We start from the raw sequence: 14,518 nt of genomic DNA, 5'->3' as shown, positions 1-14,518 counted from the left end.
CAAAAGCAAATAACCGGCCTGTGCCGACAAAAATATGAATCTGCACGACTCTGGAGTCTGCCCTTCGGGGCTCAAATCTGTCCCCGGTCTGGCGGGACGGACAGAAACCTATGGCGATTTGCTCGCGCTTTGTGACGGTTTTACCGGCTGTAACGATGTGACCACGGCTTCTGTCGTTGGCCTGGTTAGCCGGGCGATTTCCTGCTTATCCCCCTGTCTCACCGATCTTTCCGTTCGGGTTCTTATTCTGCTGATCGAGCATGTCTATGATGTGCGGGCCTGGCGCAGTGGCCGTTTGATGGTCTGGCCGGGCAATCGGCGGTTGGCCGAACTGACCGGCAAGAATGAACGCTCGATCCGGCGGGCATTATGTTTGCTGGAGGCCAATCACTGGATTGTCCGGCGGTATTCAGCCTCGAACCGGCGTTCGGATGGTAATGCCGGGATTGACTTGCGCCCGGTCGCGGCACGTCTGCTTGAGTTACGCCAGGCGGCAGAATTTCTTGAACAGAAGATAGAGTCCGCCCGCGAACAGGCGAAGGCTGAACGGGATGATCTGGTGCGTTTGGATGCCTGTGAAAACATCTCTTCAGACGCTCTCCATGAACACAAAGAGTCCGGGGTGGTGGACATTTCTGTCCCCCTTAAATCCTACAAGATAAATCCCGGTTCTACGAACCTTGTACAAGGCGGGGCTGCGCAGGCAACGCCCGGGCAGAGATCGAGCCCGACAATTTCCGACATCGATGTGGACCGTGAGATCCTGTTTTTGATGGTTCAGGCGTCGCCAACCCTGCAAAAACAGCTTACGGCAGCCGAACTGTGTGACCTGATGGGGCCGGAGCCGTGTTCTGCCTCCATCCAGGCGGTTGCAGCTGCTGTGAAATCAACGCTTTCTCACCAGATCAAATTGCGTCCCGCTGTCTGGCGGGTGGCCTTGGCCAAACATGGCTGGGCGGCGCTGGCCGCCGTGATGGTGGCCGTGGACCGGGAGGGCGTGCGCGATCCGGCGGGCTATCTTTATGCCATGCTCAAATCGGCTCGTTTGCGCGATACCGTGCGCCATAATTTACGCGCCATCGAGCAGCAGGAGAGCGGTCATGCGTGATTTTCTTCCTGCCGTTAAACATCCTTCTGACGGCCAGCTTTTGTTCGCCCGTAAAGCGAGAGGCCTGGCACATTTACGGCGCTGGAACGGGGCTTGTGATGTGTCTGTCGCCCAGCATTGTGTGATGGCGTGCGACAACGTTTCGCGGCGGGCCGCGCCCTATGCCCTGATCCACGACATCGAGGAAGATGAAACCGGGGATCTGCTGACACCTGTGAAGCAAAAGATGCGCGAACTCGGGATCTGGCACCGGTTTGAAGTCGAGATCGTTTTGCCGATCCGCAAGTTCTATACAGAACTGGCCGGGTTGAATTGGCCGTGGCCCGCCGATGTGGTGGCGGAAGTTGCCGACATCGACCAGCGTTTACAGGTGACGGAATACCGCGATGCGGTTGACCGGGACCTGGTGTGCGGCTTTGTGCCGCGTTCAGTCGCACCTTTGCCAGATTATCTGCTGCCCTGGAGCCCGCAGAAGGCCGAACGGATTTTTATGGATCGGGCGCAGCGGCTATTTCCGGCGTGGGAGGGCTGAACAATGGATTGTGCAATCCACAAACTGGCCGAAGCCCTGCCAAGTGTCGAGTTTTATGGCGAACTGCAAAAGGCTTTCAGTCATTTCAATGCCAGTCTGTTCGAGGACAATTTGCCGCCTTGTCTGATCACCTTGCAGCGCCAGAAAAACACCTATGGCTATTTTTCGTCCGAGCGGTTTGTCAGTAGTGATACCGGAGAGTGTATTGACGAAATCGCCTTGAACCCGTCCTGGTTTGTGGTGCGAACCGTGCCGCAAACGCTCTCCACCCTGGTCCATGAGATGGTGCATCTCTGGCAGTATCACTTTGGTGATCCTGGCAGGCGTGCCTATCACAACCGGGAATGGGCCGACCGGATGGAAGCGATTGGTCTGATGCCAAGCAACACGGGAAAGCCGGGCGGGCGGCGTGTGGGCGAGAAAATGACCCATTACATCCTGGAGGACGGGCCGTTTGACCGTGCATGTCAGGAGCTGATGACCCGGGAATTTACCCTGTCCTGGCTGGACCGTTTTCCGCCGCAGGAGCCGGGCCAGGCGCTGGCGGCGGCGCTGAGTGGTGGTGCGTCGGCCAGTGCGGCCGCATTGGCACGGGTTGCACCGCTTCAGGCGGAAAACCGTTCCCACCGTGTGAAATATCGTTGTCCTTGCTGTGCGGCACAGGTTTGGGGGAAGCCCGGCATGAAGCTGTTATGCGGCGAGGAAGCCTGTGAGGCGGCGAGGATGCGGTTGGTTGGAAGCTAAGAAGTCAACCGGCAAAATTTTGCCGGTTTGTCGTTGCGAATACCTGATTGGCATTGTGTGTGATATGTATTTGGAAAGGCATGATTTCGGCAGTGTTGAATTGATTGTTGGGTTGTTTCCTGTTTAAACACCTTTGCTTTACAAATAATAGGCAAAGTTTTGCCGGTTTGATCGTGCTGATTTTACGCGTAGGGAGCTGTTATGGCTGAAACAGAAATTGAATGGACTGATGCAACATGGAATCCAGTTGCGGGGTGTTCGGTGATGTCGGCTGGATGTAAAAATTGTTATGCGATGAAGATGGCGAAGCGGCTTGAGGCTATGGGTATGGAAAAATATTCAGGTCTCACACGAACAGTTAACGGACAGTCGGTTTGGACAGGAGAAATTCGAGAAGATTACAAATCCTTAAAAATTCCTCTTTCATGGAAGAAACCACGCAAAATATTCGTGAATTCTATGAGCGATTTATTCCATGATGAGGTAAGCGACAGTTTTGTTGAGAAAGTGTGGGATGTAATGGCTGCAACGCCTCATCATCATTACCAAATCTTGACAAAACGTCCGGATAGAATGCGCGACATGTTAATCAATTGGGGAAGGAAACCTCTTTCCAACGTTTGGCTTGGTACTAGTGTTGAGAATTTTAAAGTTGTGGATCGAGTTGATGCCCTTCGCGCAGTGCCATCGGTAATACGCTTTATTTCATTTGAGCCTCTGATCGGTGCTGTAGGAAATATTAACCTGGACAATATCCATTGGGCGATTGTAGGTGGGGAGAGTGGACCGAACGCCAGACCTATTAAAGAAGAATGGATCGATCAAATCCATGCTCAATGTCGAATCTATGATACGGCATTTTTCTTCAAGCAATGGGGGACATGGGGTGCAGATAATAAAAAACGATCAAAGAAAGCAAATGGCAGAACGTATCGAGGGAAGATATGGGATGATATGCCCAATACAGTTCAGCGATCCGCAATGTGATTCGTATTTTTGAAATAGGAAGAGGGTAGGTGTTTTGGTCGGAAAACAATATGAATGGGTTGATGGTGCAAAACTTGAAGACCACTCAAGACGCAAGCATAAAATCCTTCGCGAATATGTTTTTGACTACATTTCTGTACGCTGCAAATTACCACAACAAGAGCGGTTTAGACTTGCCATCGTTGACGGGTTTGCCGGAGGTGGACGCTATCAATGTGGGACAGCCGGGTCGCCAATAATCTTCCTTGAAGAGTTGCAACGCGCAATCGAAGCTATAAATACCCACCGAACGGTGCATGGTATTGGCTCGATAGAGATTGAATGCCTTGTGATTTTCAATGATGCCAACCGTGAAGCTATTGAACTATTAAAGACACAAGTTGCACCAGTATTGGCACAGATAAACCAAAATTGTCCTAAGTTGCATATTCGAGTGGAGTATCTCACTGATTTCTTTGAGTGCATATATCCTCAATTGAAAAATATTTTAAATCATGGTCGCTATCGCAATGTTCTATTTAATTTGGATCAGTGTGGTGACAGTCATGTGGAGCGAAAGACTCTTCTTGATATTATGCATTCGTACCCCGCCGCTGAAATATTTTACACTTTCATGATTAGCTCATTGTTGGCATTTCTGAAAAAAAACCAACCTGAGAAACTACAGGCACGACTTAGTCATTTAGGTTTGTCAAATACCGATATCGAGATGCTAAATGGGGTGATGAGTAAGCGCGATTGGTTGGGTACTGCTGAAAAGATTGTGTTTGATACATTTAGTTGGTGTGCACCTTATGTCAGTACGTTTTCGATTAATAATCCTGGTGGGTGGCGATATTGGCTAATTCATTTTGCAAATGTCTTCCGAGCCCGCCAAGTTTACAATAACATCCTCCATGATAACGCTAGTCTTCAAGCGCATTTTGGCCGTTCTGGCCTTAATATGCTCTCTTATGATCCTAGACATGATGAAGGGACGCTTTACCTGTTTGATAATAAAGGGCGTGCTTCTGCAAAAGAACAATTATTTTATGATATTCCACGGCTTGTCTCTACATCTGGCGATGCTATGCCGGTTTTGGACTTTTATGAAAGTATTTACAACGTAACTCCAGCACATGCTGATGATATTCACGCGGCAATTATTGAGAATCCTGATCTGGAGGTAATTACTCCGTCAGGCGGAGAGCGGAGAAAAGCAAACACGATTAAAGTGAATGATGTTATAAAAGTCAAAACGCAGAGTAGTTTTTTTCCTATTTTCTTAAGCCATGAAGAGAAAAATGACAATAATTAGAAATATAAATTTATCATAATATTAAGGGCATTCTTTGTGATTTTTCAAAAATAATTTCTGCTCAATTAAACATGATCCAAAAACAATATATTAATCAAACGCAGAATGGGATACGAGACTAAGAAGATGGTTGTAGACAGGCAACTGGAAACATCTTGTCGGTTTATTTTTGGAACCCGGCATACGACTTATCGTCCATCTTTATGAAGATGTGTTTACCGGGATTTTGACCGTGCCGAGAGGCCGAAGGAAGGGCTTCGCCCTCTGCCGTAAAGCAGAATCAGGGGCCCGGTTCAGGCCTTGACGGCCTGAACATCCCATATTCAGCTTGACGGCATTCACCCTTTTTTGACGACGGGAAGAAGTTGAACCGGCCAGACCGGTCCTTCGGTTGTCATTCAGGAAAGGGATACCCAAGATGCACACGGTAACAGAGCGCGACATTCACATCGCAAAACAGATGGCCCGTGAATTTGATGCCGCCATCCGGGCAAATGAGAATGATGCTGCGCAAAAGGCGGCACAGGATTTCAGGGCTTTGATCGTGTCAGCCAATGGTGACAGGGGCGAATTTGGCATCTTTGCCCCGGATGGTGCAGGAACGATGCTGACAGCCGTAATGGCCGCCAAAGACGGCGATGTTCCGCATTGGGGGCAGAACGGGGTGTTTGTGCTGGAAACGGATCATGGCCGGGTGCTGGTGGGTTTTACCTGTCCGTTGGACATATGCAGCCGGTTTGAATTCAAAGCCATTGATCTTGACCTGCCGTTTATTTCCGAAACGGGGTTTCAGTCCCATTTTTATGCAGAATGGCCGCCCATGAGCGTGAATGAGGTCGCAGCCATCATCTTTGGCCAATATGCGGAAACCGGGAAGATGACGAATATTGATCCGAAATATCGTCAGTACCGGTTCGAGCGGATGCCGGATTTTGTTCAGACTTCCAACAGCGATTTTCAGGGCGTTCTGACTAAAACCGATAGCACCGGGCAAATCGGATTTCAGTTTTAACCGCCCTTGGTGTTTCGCATCACAGAATGGCAGTCCACCTGTTAAAAAGGGGATTGCCGTTCTGGCACTGCATGGCGAAAGAATAGCTTCGTATCCACAAATGTGTTAATGTGGGTTTGTGGCATTCCGTGGAGAGGTCTTATGAGTCGTCTGACAATTGACATTACCGACCAGCAGCACAAAAGCCTGAAGGCGATGGCCGCCTTGCAGGGCAAGACCATTAAGCAATATGCCCTGGAACGGTTGTTTCCTGATCATGCAGATACGGATCAGGCGTGGCAGGACCTGAAAGCCCTTCTGGAAAACCGTATCAATGACGGGCTTGCCGGGAAGGTTTCGGCCAAAAGTATCGGCGAGATTGTCGATGAAGAACTGGCCGAGAGGCAGGGGTGACGGGCTATATCCTTACGACAGCAGCCGAAGCTGATTTACGCGGCATTATCCGCTATACCGGCAAGGAATGGGGAGCGGCTCAGGTTCGCCGCTATATGGCCCGACTGGAGCAGGCTATTGTTGCTCTTGCCGCCGGGCAGGGGCCGTTTAAAGAGATGAGCGACCTTTTCCCCGGTTTGCGCATGATCCGTTGCGAGCACCATTATATTTTCTGTTTGCCTCGCGACAATGAGCCTTCCTTGATTGTTGCCATTCTTCACGAGCGCATGGATCTGATGGCACGGCTGGCCGACAGATTGACGATGGATGTTTAGGCCGGAGAACCGGCAAAATTTTGCCGGTTTACTTTTTCTGGCCGAGGATACGCACCATTGCCGGAAAGTCATAGTCGATCTCGCAGGTTCGATACCAGCGTTTGCCGTCCGGGTCCCAGTGGGCGGTGATGGTGTAGGTTTTCATCGTGTTGCGCAATTGGGTGACAGCTTCGGGATCACGGCTCCAGACCCGCAGTTTTTCGATGTTTTTGGTAAAACGTGTATGGATTTCGCGAATGTTGGCGGGCGGTGAAAGGGCTGCCAGAGCCCGCTTTTCCCGGTCAATGTCAAGGCGGGCCAGGCGCATTTGTTCGGTATTATCCTCGAACCAGGCTTTAAGCTCTTTTGTATCGCTGCCAATACCAAAAGTGCTCAGGGCCTGTTCGGCCCGGTTGCGCAATGCTTCAAGTTTCTGTTGTGATTTTTCAATGAGCCGGACATGGCGCTGGCGTTTGCGCTGCATTTTCTCGCTCTGATAATAGGCGGCAATGTCCTCGGGCTTGAGCCGCAGGGTTGCCGCCAGCACCGCTTCCATCAGATCGGTATAGCGCACCGCACGATTGGCACATTGATGATGCTTGCAGGAATAGCGATCTGCCCAGTGGGCGCCCATGCGAATGTGATGATGGGCGCATTTAAGACGACCGGCAAACAGGGCAAACACTTTGCCACTGGTTTTGATCTGTCGTTCCCGCCAGTCGCGGATGCGCGATTTGGCAATGGCCTCGGTTTCGACCGGATCACGCAGTTTGACGGTTTCACGATATTCGTTTGCCTTGCTGGAGCGTTCATCAAGCAGCGCCTGTACGGCATCAAACGTGGCATCTTCGACAATCTGTAATTCCGGGATCGGCACATGAATCCACTCGCTTTCCGGGCGCATTACCGAGAGTTTTTTGCCGGTTTCCGGGTTTTTGCGATATTGCATCCGGTTAAAGGTGACAATGCCGCGATAAAGCGTGTTGCGCAAAAGGCCGGTTTTGCGCACCCGGGTACCAACCAGTGTTGTCGGTGCCCATTTGCCGCCAGACGGTGCCGGAATGCCCATCCGGTCCAGCGTTTGACAGATATGGCGCAGTTTTTCGCCACTCTGATACAGGGCAAATATCTTGCGGATGGTTTCGGCTTCGGCGGGCACGATTTTGCGTTTGCCATGCAACAGCTCACCCTTCTCGTCGAGGCCGCGGACGATTTCATAACCATAGGTGCGACCTCCGGGCACGCTGCCGCGCAAAACGGCGGCCACCATGCCGCGATGGGTTTTGTCGGACAGGTCCTTGAGATAAAGCGCATTCATCGTGCCTTTCAGGCCGATATGCAGTTCGTTGATCACGCCTTCGCTGATGGTTTCGACTTCAATGCCGACAAAAACCATTTTCTTGAAGAAATGGGCGATGTCCGCCTGGTCGCGACTGATGCGTGAAAGATCTTCGCAGATGATGCGGTCAAAGCGGTTGTCAAATGCTGCCATAAGCAGGCTGGCAATCCCGGGCCGGTTTTCCATCATCGCGCCGGAAAAGGCTTCATCGTAATAAATGTCGGTGATCTGATATTTCTTTGCCAAACAATAGGCTTCGCACCGCGTAATCTGGTCATGGCTGCTGGTAGCCTGACGGTCCGTCGAATGACGGGCATAAATGGCAACTCTCACGTATTCTGGCCTGGCTTTGTTTTTATTTTAGTGCTGGATCATTTGTGACGGGTCTGCATCCTTCACGCGGCCTTCAAGGGCGAGACGCCGCCGCCAGGCTACCCATTCAGGCGGATATTTTTTACTGTCTGCAAGGGTGGTGATGAAATCCGAAATTTCGTCATCGCCAAGAGAGGAATGACGTACCAGAATATCGGCAGAACCGACAATAGTCTTACCTTCCATATCTTGTTCGGCGAGCTGTTTTGCCAGCTTTTCATTCTGAGCCAGATTGTAACGGTTCCAGCGATGGTTCAGCTCGTTTTCCCAAGTCTGAAGTTCAAACATTTTTTGCGAGATGGTGTTATCGGTATCCGCTTGCGGAGAATTTTCACTCGTTCGATAAGCACCGCTTTTTCGGATGCTGGGAAGAACTTCATGCGCCAGCCAGTGCCTGAACTTTTCCGCAGCTTCGATCCGACTGGTAAAAATCAGTCGATAGATGCCGGTCTCGTTAATGATTGTCCGATTTGGGTTGCCCGGAATACCGTCACTGATGGTTACGGTATTTTTTTCATCATCTTTCAATCGCGAAATTGCTTTTCGTGAATTGGATAAACCTAAAGCATTGCACACATCGGAACCCAAAGCCCAAATCTGTCCATCAATTTCAACTGCCTGGAAATCAAGGTTATCGAACCTGAAAGTGAGGATTTCTGTCATGTAGATAGCCTCTCTGAAATTCAATTAAAGGTAGAAAATTATCGGCAGTAGACCTTTTTCATCATCCACATTGGAGGCCAAAGAGCAAGTTGGAAAATGGTTTTTTCTCATAGAGAAATAAATGAGATACTCATTTTAAATCAATGGTTTGCATGAGTTTGCGGGAGTTTGCAGGAGATTGCATAAGATTGCAGGACTTTGCACGAGATTGCACAACTTTAACCTGTCGTTGGTCTGGCAGGATAGGTTAGGTGATATCACCTAACAGAACGCAGGCGTTCTTCCTGCCTTATTCGCATGGCAAGCCATGCTCAACGGGTAAAAAGGATACTGACACCTGATTCCGGCACCGCTATCATTTCCGGACGTATATTGCAGCGGAAGGTGGCGAAATGACTGATATTGTGCCGTTTGTGTTCGAGGGTTCGGAGATACGCACCATCCATAAAAATGATGAGCCGTGGTTTGTGGCCAGCGATGTGTGCAATGCGTTGAGGCTATCCAATCCACGCAAGGCGATCGAAAATCTCGACGAAGATGAAAAGGGTGTAACTTTAAGTGACACCGTTGGCGGCAAACAGGAAATGAACATCATCAATGAAAGCGGTCTTTATGTCCTGATCTTGCGGAGCCGCAATGCCGTGAAGCCAGGAACGCTTCAGCACAGGTTTCGCAAATGGGTAACGGCGGATGTGTTGCCGACAATCCGTGCAACAGGGCAGTATGATCCTCTGACTTCCACGTCCCGCATGATGAATGCGACGTCAGACCGCTACACAGTCCGCGAGGTGATCCTTCGTCCGGACGGGGCCTGGGGGCAGATATGGGCCGTTCCTGTTTATATGCTGGATGGGACCGAACACTGGAACATGCCAATCCTTCTTCAGATATGCTGTGGCACCAGCGTGATTCCGGAGCATTTAAATGTTGGCCAATATGTTTATGATCTGATGAAAGAACATCCGGACCTGGCGGGGGCCGCACCGCTATGGGTCGCAACACTGGAAAATTGCAAACACATTATTCAGGCTGTAGCCGGATGCTACAATCATCGAACCCGCCAGATTTTGGCTGATCTGGCCAAAGCCTCACGGTCAGACCGACCCCATTCCGGCAATGTGGTTCATCTGGTGGATTTTCCGCGAGAGTAAGGGGGGGGGGCTTGGCTGTATCTCAATTGAGATACATAATTGGGTAGGTATTTCGCAAGCGGAGAAATCATCATGACCCAAACATCGATGCTGCATGTTCGTGTAGACAATGAACTGAAGGCGGATGCGGCAGAAAAGCTCGCCAGTGTCGGTCTGACAATATCTGATGCTGTTCGCATCCTTTTAACCCGCGTTACCAAAGAAGGCGGGTTGTCTGTAGGCTTGACCGTTGATCCTGAAATGCACGATGCTTGGTTTCGCGACAGGGTGAAAGAGGCTTTGGCCGACGAACGTGCTGCGGTGCCCCATCAACAGGTGATGGATGAGGCACAGGCTCTGATTGACCGGAAGCGTCGCCGTGTCTGAACTGGAATAGCTGGAACTGGCGCGTGCCGATCTGCTGGCGATTGTTGATTACATATCGGATGACAACCCCGATGCTGTATAGCATGTAAAAGACAACATTGAGATGAAGGCTGGAAAGTTACGACAGTTTCCCAAGATTGGTATTTCGGGACGAATTAAAAATACTCAAGCTTGTACTATGACTAACGGCACGGTAACATTACTCCATTTACCTTTGCCATTATCCGAAGGGATATGGGGTGCAATATCTGCGACGGTACGAACATGGAGGGTTGGCGTTTCCTTATTCATGTCCCAGACATGGAAAATGTAGGCTTCGCCGGTTCGCTCTGCCTTTTGCCACTCGTTGCGCGTTAAGATGAAACGAAGGGGTGAAACCGTGGTCGATTTCACCTCGATCATCCGGTTTTGAAGGCCCGTCTCGCCTTGGTCATATGAGAGAACATCATAGCCAGCGTAGTTGTCATCAAAACCCGGCCATTCTGGCTCTTTGTCGATTCCAATCGCGTTTAAGCGTGCTCGTTCATGATCGAGTGTTAGTATCTCGGCAAAGCGGCCTTGCTCCATCTTCTCCTGGTCGGACACCAAGCGTGCATATCCTGAGACCGCATCCCACCACGTCACGACCTGATGGGGCGTCGGGTACTCCATGAGACCTGCTGCCGCAAAGACATCTTGATCATTGGGATTTAGTGTCCGTACAAAACGCCTGCGACCACTTCGCATTGCTTTGGACCAGATCGGCTGGTGCTTGATCAGCACGGCCTTGATGCAGCTCTGATAAAAAGCATGCCCTTCCATGGGACAATCAGGCTCCACAATCGACGAGAGATGCACGGACGCTTCCATGTCCAGCGTATGCGCATCAGCTTCGACCTGATTGATTAGGTCAAGAAGTTCAAAGATTTCCATGTTGGGATGGCGGATCATATATCGCCGCAGCAACCGCAGTCCTTCAAAGCATGGTAGGGAGAACATGCGCTCCGTTGAAATAAGGACGCTCATTCATCTTCTGGCGGAACGTCTACCGCCCTCCCCTCTAGCTCTGCGATGAGATCGACGATGTCTTGCAGCTCTATATCATAGTCAATGGGGTCGGCAGATTCCTCTTCATCGAACGCTATCTCGTGAAGGTCTGGATCATTGAGCAACATCTGCATGTTGCGGATTTTCTCGACCAGCCTGCGGCTGACTGACATATCTATGCTGCCGATGACCGGCGGGGCCTTTGACCGATAAACATGAATATGTGTTTCCTGATCCGGCGGAAGCCCAAGGCGGTGGATGCGATCAATTGATTGTAGGTAGTGTGTCGAGACGTAGCTTCGGTCGGCATAAATGGCATTGTGACAGACCGTGTGCAGGCTGATTCCCTCGCCAGCGGCGGCGGGGTTGGCGATCAGCACAAAGCAGCTAGAGTCCTCGTGGAACCGCCGTATGCGGCCTTCACGGCTTGCCGGATCGATTGCGAGGCCAGACGGGACGCCTCCATGAATAAAGACAGGATTGAGATCAGCAAGCGATGATGCGAAGCTATGGATCGTATCAGTAAAGATCGTCCAGATCACCGATTTCTGGCCTTCTCTGGCCAGAGCATATGCATGATCCATGACAGCTCGCATCTTCGATGAGTGGCCTTCTTCCAAGACGAGATCGACGATTCCGGAGTCGATCTTCATGTCGTCATTGCTCATCGCACTAAGGGCAAGAATCGGATTCATGGAGAGCTGCAAAAGCCGCATGACCGATTTGCGCGCCTTTAGAAACTGCACATCGCCCATACCGTGCGAAATTTGTTTCGAATAATTCCGGAGGAATTCGTTACGGACAATCGAGTAGAGAGCAAGCTGACCGTCATCCATACTCACGTCAATGAAATGCCGCTTGGCCTTGGGAAGCCCTAGCTCTTGCTTGGTAGTACGGACGTACAGATTGCCAAGAACATCGCGAGGCGATTTGCCGCGGGAAATCTCTAGGCCATAGCCATGCCCCGGCCAGAGAAAGTCGAGCTGAGATTCGATGTCCGAAGCCGCTTGCGGCATCGGTGTTCCCGTCAAAATATCGCGCCGGACGGGATCATCGGCTACGCGTAAGAGAAACGCGCCGCGCTGTGAATTCCAACCTGCTTTCATGCGGTGTGCTTCATCCAGCACGAGATGAGTTTCGGTGGTCGCGAAATGCGTGGCAAGCAAGCCTTGTTGCCGGATCGCCATGTCATAGGAAATTACAAACCGGGTTGCGCCGGAATGAAGCGCTTCGCGCGTCTGATCTTCAGTGCCGGTCAAAAGAGTGAAGGGCTCGTCGCCGTCATATGGCGCATCCTCTTCCATGCACTCAGCAACGATATCACTCCACGCCTGAAAGGCTGCTTTGGGCGCAACCACCATGAAATGCTGGCCTGGCTTGCGCGTCAGCATATGAAGTGCGAAAGTCACGGTGGTTTTTCCGGCGCCCGGCACTGAAAAGTTCGCCCCGTTGCTCAAAGCTAAAAGCCGCGTCATATCCCTGAGTTGGAACGGTTTGAGGGTGCGCTTAGTGAAGCCGAGCACCAGCAGTCGCTCTTTGATCTCCTGGGGAGACAGCTGTGCTGTCAGCTCAGTGCGCTGCGCTCTGGTCTTTTTGATCTGAGCCGCAAACGCCCGCAGTTTGTCGGCCGCAATACCTTCCGGTATGAAGCGGAAGTGCAAGTTAACCTGGTTAGCTTTGCTACCGAGTTCCCTGACTACGCCCAGCGTGTCGGGCCATGAAAGTGATATCTCGCCGTCAGAGACGGTGTGATCAATCTTTTTGGTTCGAATGGCCAGTTTCAACCGCGACCAGATGGGCGTTTCTAAACTATCGGGCGCAACCGCCAACGTTCCGCTGCGATCCGTATTGTAGCGGACAACTACTGAAATCGGCTTATCACTCACGCAACATTACCCCTCACCTAAATGGTTTTGAGGGTTTTTTCCATCGGCTTGTCGTGCAGTAATCGCGGTCTCTATCTTGCCCAATGTACCTCGGATTGTCTCGATTTGCTTAAGCATGGCAGGAAGGGTTTTGGTTCCTGCGTAGCTCACATCAATGCCTGCGATCTTTGAGTTAGCCTGTGAGAGCGCTCGCAGTGCGGCCTGCTCGTTCTTCTTACCTTTGTCGAGCTCGAGGACCGTCTCGCACGCATCGATAAGAGTGTCGAGTACGTCATCTTTTGCAGTGTCGTCTCGAAGTGCCTCGATTATTGCCGTGTAGTCTTTCGTTGCATCGTCTGAATCGATGTCGATGGCAAAATCATCGTCATAGTTGTCCTCATTCTGATAATCAGACAGATCGAGTTCCTCTTCGAGAAGCTCAAGGACGTTGGGAGCCAGCTTTCCAAAGGCGGCATTAAGCCGGTACACGCGTCCACTGATTTTATCGCGGTTTTCGTAAATCGACCAGGCTATGGCACGGCTAGCATTTTGTAGGTTGGTGTCCTTTCTGGCGATGCTTTTTGGTAGGTCGGCAAAAATCTGCTGACCTTCCTGCACACGCTCATATTCACCCGGCTTTTCAAGCCATTCGCTCAGGTAAAGGTCGGCCTCATCGAGTGCCAGGAGTACGTTCTCAATGTCGGCTTTGCTGCGCCGTAGGCGGTCAGCCACTTCCTTGGAGGATCTGCCCTTGCCCACCTGACGGCGGATCAAGCGTGCATCGCCGATCCAGTCATAGTCGAGCTTTGTCTGTGGTCTGGCTTGAAGATCAGCTTCGATGTCGTCTATCTCATCGCGCGAAACATCAGACGGCAAGACTGCGCACCGAATATTTGTAAAACGTTCGTCAACAGAGCCGTCGCTCTTGCGCAAAAGCTCGCGCATGGCGCTCAGTCGCCGGTTGCCGTTAACGACGACACCGGTGCTGCTGATCAAGATCGGCTCGCGTTGTCCATCTTCTTGCAAGACGGAAATAATCGGCGTAATTGACTCAGCCCCTTTTTTTGCCAGTTTCGCAAGAATTTCGTGCTGAACTTGCTGTGCCGTGGAAAGTTCTTGGCCTTTAGAAAAGAAATCCTTATCTAGCCCCTTCCGCGCAATCTCTGTTTGCTGCGCACTGAATGTGCGGCAGTTTTCCATACGATAGAGTGGGACGTTGATCGGCAGAGAGATCACCTTGGGGGTGAAGGTGCCGCTTCTGAAATCGAAGATAGGTTCTCCAAACTCGGTAGAAGCATTAACGCGCTTTTCGATCATGGTTTCGCGTTCGGAGCGCGGCGTCAATTTGATAGCGTAGGTCATGATCATTT

15 protein-coding genes are annotated in these 14,518 nt (G+C 51.0%); 10 read left to right on the top strand and 5 right to left on the bottom strand.

The features are described 5' to 3' along the window. Nucleotides 1-34 precede the first annotated feature (34 nt). The 8 genes from TH25_RS23320 to TH25_RS23285 all read left to right on the top strand — a co-directional run bounded on the left by TH25_RS23320 (nucleotide 35) and on the right by TH25_RS23285 (nucleotide 6,387). Entirely contained in the window at nucleotides 35-1,108 is a 1,074-nt protein-coding gene (locus TH25_RS23320; protein WP_114090665.1) for a helix-turn-helix domain-containing protein, read from the top strand. After that, nucleotides 1,101-1,640 (top strand): hypothetical protein, encoded by a 540-nt coding sequence (locus TH25_RS23315; protein WP_114090664.1) that lies wholly within the window; start codon nucleotides 1,101-1,103, stop codon nucleotides 1,638-1,640. Before TH25_RS23320 ends, TH25_RS23315 begins: the two co-directional genes overlap by 8 nt. A 3-nt stretch (nucleotides 1,641-1,643) precedes the next feature. Continuing rightward, the gene (locus TH25_RS23310) at nucleotides 1,644-2,384 is read left to right on the top strand and encodes a SprT-like domain-containing protein (RefSeq protein WP_114090663.1); all 741 of its coding nucleotides are present in this window, start codon (nucleotides 1,644-1,646) and stop codon (nucleotides 2,382-2,384) included. A 201-nt stretch (nucleotides 2,385-2,585) separates the two neighbouring features. Then, complete coding sequence (locus TH25_RS23305; RefSeq protein WP_114090662.1) at nucleotides 2,586-3,371, top strand: DUF5131 family protein; 786 nt, start codon at nucleotides 2,586-2,588, stop codon at nucleotides 3,369-3,371. Nucleotides 3,372-3,405: 34 nt separating this feature from the next. Continuing rightward, the gene (locus TH25_RS23300; protein WP_114090661.1) at nucleotides 3,406-4,668 is read left to right on the top strand and encodes a three-Cys-motif partner protein TcmP; all 1,263 of its coding nucleotides are present in this window, start codon (nucleotides 3,406-3,408) and stop codon (nucleotides 4,666-4,668) included. A 418-nt stretch (nucleotides 4,669-5,086) separates the two neighbouring features. Next, nucleotides 5,087-5,680 (top strand): hypothetical protein, encoded by a 594-nt coding sequence (locus tag TH25_RS23295; protein ID WP_114090660.1) that lies wholly within the window; start codon nucleotides 5,087-5,089, stop codon nucleotides 5,678-5,680. 141 nt (nucleotides 5,681-5,821) lie between these two features. Continuing rightward, nucleotides 5,822-6,073 (top strand): antitoxin, encoded by a 252-nt coding sequence (locus tag TH25_RS23290; RefSeq protein WP_114090659.1) that lies wholly within the window; start codon nucleotides 5,822-5,824, stop codon nucleotides 6,071-6,073. Continuing rightward, nucleotides 6,070-6,387: a type II toxin-antitoxin system RelE/ParE family toxin gene (locus TH25_RS23285; RefSeq protein ID WP_114090658.1), complete on the top strand. Its 318-nt coding sequence runs from the start codon at nucleotides 6,070-6,072 to the stop codon at nucleotides 6,385-6,387. Before TH25_RS23290 ends, TH25_RS23285 begins: the two co-directional genes overlap by 4 nt. Before the next feature lie 28 nt (nucleotides 6,388-6,415). Here the strand turns inward: TH25_RS23285 and TH25_RS23280 are convergent, their stop codons facing one another. Together TH25_RS23280 and TH25_RS23275 are read right to left on the bottom strand one after the other, a co-directional pair. Next, nucleotides 6,416-8,038, bottom strand: coding sequence for a recombinase family protein (locus tag TH25_RS23280; RefSeq protein ID WP_114090657.1), 1,623 nt, complete (start codon nucleotides 8,036-8,038; stop codon nucleotides 6,416-6,418). Nucleotides 8,039-8,065: 27 nt separating this feature from the next. Then, nucleotides 8,066-8,740, bottom strand: coding sequence for a BRO-N domain-containing protein (locus TH25_RS23275; protein ID WP_114090656.1), 675 nt, complete (start codon nucleotides 8,738-8,740; stop codon nucleotides 8,066-8,068). 392 nt (nucleotides 8,741-9,132) lie between these two features. Here TH25_RS23275 and TH25_RS23270 point away from each other — a divergent pair, with 392 nt between their 5' ends. Further along, a complete protein-coding gene (locus tag TH25_RS23270; RefSeq protein ID WP_114090655.1) occupies nucleotides 9,133-9,891 on the top strand; it encodes a BRO-N domain-containing protein in 759 nt (252 codons plus the stop codon). 72 nt (nucleotides 9,892-9,963) lie between these two features. Next, the gene (locus TH25_RS23265; RefSeq protein WP_258549288.1) at nucleotides 9,964-10,257 is read left to right on the top strand and encodes a type II toxin-antitoxin system RelB/DinJ family antitoxin; all 294 of its coding nucleotides are present in this window, start codon (nucleotides 9,964-9,966) and stop codon (nucleotides 10,255-10,257) included. Between the two features lie 165 nt (nucleotides 10,258-10,422). Here the strand turns inward: TH25_RS23265 and TH25_RS23255 are convergent, their stop codons facing one another. The 3 genes from TH25_RS23255 to TH25_RS23245 are packed head-to-tail and all read right to left on the bottom strand — an operon-like array spanning nucleotide 10,423 to nucleotide 14,510. Continuing rightward, the gene (locus TH25_RS23255) at nucleotides 10,423-11,262 is read right to left on the bottom strand and encodes a protein NO VEIN domain-containing protein (RefSeq protein ID WP_114090654.1); all 840 of its coding nucleotides are present in this window, start codon (nucleotides 11,260-11,262) and stop codon (nucleotides 10,423-10,425) included. Beyond that, entirely contained in the window at nucleotides 11,259-13,169 is a 1,911-nt protein-coding gene (locus TH25_RS23250; RefSeq protein ID WP_114090653.1) for an SNF2-related protein, read from the bottom strand. Before TH25_RS23250 ends, TH25_RS23255 begins: the two co-directional genes overlap by 4 nt. A 6-nt stretch (nucleotides 13,170-13,175) precedes the next feature. After that, on the bottom strand, nucleotides 13,176-14,510 hold the full coding sequence (locus TH25_RS23245; RefSeq protein ID WP_147253083.1) for a ParB N-terminal domain-containing protein: 1,335 nt from the start codon (nucleotides 14,508-14,510) through the stop codon (nucleotides 13,176-13,178). Nucleotides 14,511-14,518: the final 8 nt, after the last annotated feature.

Source organism: Thalassospira profundimaris (assembly GCF_003326755.1).
GTDB lineage: Bacteria > Pseudomonadota > Alphaproteobacteria > Rhodospirillales > Thalassospiraceae > Thalassospira > Thalassospira profundimaris_B.
This window is presented reverse-complemented; position numbering and strand designations above follow the sequence as displayed.

Excerpts from the sequence above, each read along its gene's own strand:
- TH25_RS23305 (WP_114090662.1), top strand. The coding sequence starts at position 2,586 with ATGGCTGAAACAGAAATTGAATGGACTGATGCAACATGGAATCCAGTT.
- TH25_RS23270 (WP_114090655.1), top strand. The coding sequence starts at position 9,133 with ATGACTGATATTGTGCCGTTTGTGTTCGAGGGTTCGGAGATACGCACC.
- TH25_RS23275 (WP_114090656.1), bottom strand. The coding sequence starts at position 8,740 with ATGACAGAAATCCTCACTTTCAGGTTCGATAACCTTGATTTCCAGGCA.
- TH25_RS23315 (WP_114090664.1), top strand. The coding sequence starts at position 1,101 with ATGCGTGATTTTCTTCCTGCCGTTAAACATCCTTCTGACGGCCAGCTT.
- TH25_RS23290 (WP_114090659.1), top strand. The coding sequence starts at position 5,822 with ATGAGTCGTCTGACAATTGACATTACCGACCAGCAGCACAAAAGCCTG.
- TH25_RS23255 (WP_114090654.1), bottom strand. The coding sequence starts at position 11,262 with ATGAGCGTCCTTATTTCAACGGAGCGCATGTTCTCCCTACCATGCTTT.
- TH25_RS23265 (WP_258549288.1), top strand. The coding sequence starts at position 9,964 with ATGACCCAAACATCGATGCTGCATGTTCGTGTAGACAATGAACTGAAG.
- TH25_RS23245 (WP_147253083.1), bottom strand. The coding sequence starts at position 14,510 with ATGACCTACGCTATCAAATTGACGCCGCGCTCCGAACGCGAAACCATG.
- TH25_RS23320 (WP_114090665.1), top strand. The coding sequence starts at position 35 with ATGAATCTGCACGACTCTGGAGTCTGCCCTTCGGGGCTCAAATCTGTC.
- TH25_RS23295 (WP_114090660.1), top strand. The coding sequence starts at position 5,087 with ATGCACACGGTAACAGAGCGCGACATTCACATCGCAAAACAGATGGCC.
- TH25_RS23310 (WP_114090663.1), top strand. The coding sequence starts at position 1,644 with ATGGATTGTGCAATCCACAAACTGGCCGAAGCCCTGCCAAGTGTCGAG.